Here is a 424-nt window from a genome sequence, read left to right on the forward strand (position 1 = left end):
CCCTCCTTCTTATCATCTTGCAAAGAAAAGGCGAAAGCTGCCGTCCGCACACTTTCGCCGCCCCTTTGGTTACTTCACGGATTGCTTCGCTTTCTCGGCGAACGTATTATCGACTAACTGCCCGTGATCGGCCCGCTGCTTCAGTTCGCCTGCCGCTTCCATCACATCCTGCAGGTTGTTCCATTCCGCCTGGTCGACGATGCCGTCCGTTGCGAATGAACCTTGATCCTTATACCGTTTCACAACATCGCGGACGACCGCTTTGTCCGTATCCGGGAAGAAGGAAATAATCGCGTCGGCAATTTCGTCCGGGGTTGCCTGCTGCACCCAATTTTGCGCCTGCTGCACCGCATTCGCGAATTTCTGCACCGTAGCCGATTGCTTCGTCAAGTAGCTTTTCTTCGTCATGAATACAGTGTACGGC

General features: G+C 54.0%; 1 pseudogene. It reads right to left on the reverse strand.

What is annotated here, in order from left to right:
- Window positions 1-69 precede the first annotated feature (69 nt).
- Window positions 70-424, reverse strand: a pseudogene (locus tag GNP95_RS25570) (ABC transporter substrate-binding protein); the annotation flags it as partial.

Origin of the sequence: Paenibacillus woosongensis, assembly GCF_009725165.1 — a bacterium.
Taxonomy (GTDB): domain Bacteria; phylum Bacillota; class Bacilli; order Paenibacillales; family Paenibacillaceae; genus Fontibacillus; species Fontibacillus woosongensis.